Annotated in this window: 2 protein-coding genes; one reads left to right on the forward strand and one right to left on the reverse strand. The window is 70.6% G+C overall.

Features of this window, described 5'->3' with window-relative positions; all coding sequences use genetic code 11:
* Window positions 1-110: 110 nt before the first annotated feature.
* Window positions 111-680, reverse strand: a complete 570-nt coding sequence (gene rfbC, locus Q0112_RS15035; protein WP_297976671.1) for a dTDP-4-dehydrorhamnose 3,5-epimerase — start codon at window positions 678-680, stop codon at window positions 111-113.
* Between the two features lie 199 nt (window positions 681-879).
* Here rfbC and Q0112_RS15040 point away from each other — a divergent pair.
* Window positions 880-1,063, forward strand: a 184-nt coding sequence (locus Q0112_RS15040; protein ID WP_297976673.1) for a hypothetical protein, incomplete at its 3' end; no start/stop codon positions are given.

Below are 1,063 nucleotides of genomic sequence, written 5' to 3' on the forward strand. Positions count from 1 at the left end.
CCCGCCCCGCCCCCAGGCGGGCGCTTCTCGCCCGCCGGGTCGGGCGCTGCCCTCCTCGGCCTGGACGGTTGTTCGTACAGGGTGCGGCCTGCGCCCGAGGCATCTGCGTATCATGCATCCACTCCGTACTCGAACGGCGACTCCCAGGCGCGAAACGCGGGCTGCGCGCGGTCCTTGTCCGACAGCACCACCGCATCCGCGGGCCATCCCCAGTCCACGCCGAGATCGGGATCGTTCCAGGCGACGCCGCCGTCGCTCGCCGCGTCATAGGGATTGTCGACCTTGTAGAGGACGAGCGTGTCCGGAACCAGGGTGACGAACCCGTGCAGGAAGCCGCGCGGCACCAGGAGCTGCGCCGCGCTCGCGGCCGAAAGCTCCTCGGCCACCCAGCGCCCGAAGGTGGGAGAGCCGCGCCGCACGTCCACCGCCACGTCGCGGATCGCCCCCCTCGCCACCCGCACCAGCTTGGCCTGGGCGAAGGGCGGCGCCTGGAAGTGCAGGCCGCGCAGCGTGCCGACCTGCGCCGAGAGGCTCTCGTTGTCCTGCACGAAGGCGACGTCGAGGCCGGCGGCGGCCATGCGCGGCGCGCTCCAGGTCTCGCAGAAATAGCCGCGATGGTCGCCGAAGCGGCGCGGCGAGAGGAGCTTCACCTCGGGAATGGCTGTGGCCCGGACGTCCATGCGCCGACCTAAGCGATCGGCCGCAACCGCGTCCAGTAGCAAAATCCGCCGGCCGGCGGGCGAGAAACCGCCTGCAATGCGTTGCCGAAGCGCACGATTCGGCGGAAATCGACATCCCGGAGCCGGCGGCGCGCTTGTGCCGGGAGCGGAATCCTCTAGCATTCGGTTAACGATAAATGTCTTCTGGGCAGGCTGCACCATGGCGAGCACGGCGCGTTGCCGCATCCTGACGGGTCTGCTCGCGGGGACGCTGGCGGCTACCGCCGCGCCGGCAGGCGCCTTCTCACTCTTCGGCATCCATCTCTGGGGCAGCCGCGGCGACGCCGAGGACCCGTTCGAGGTCATCGACCCGCTGCACTATACCGCGACCCTCGATGTCGCCG

Origin of the sequence: uncultured Amaricoccus sp. (genome assembly GCF_937858865.1) — a bacterium.
GTDB lineage: Bacteria > Pseudomonadota > Alphaproteobacteria > Rhodobacterales > Rhodobacteraceae > Amaricoccus.

What these genes read in the sequence shown, in the direction of transcription:
- rfbC (WP_297976671.1), bottom strand. Translation starts at nt 680, where the DNA reads ATGGACGTCCGGGCCACAGCCATTCCCGAGGTGAAGCTCCTCTCGCCG.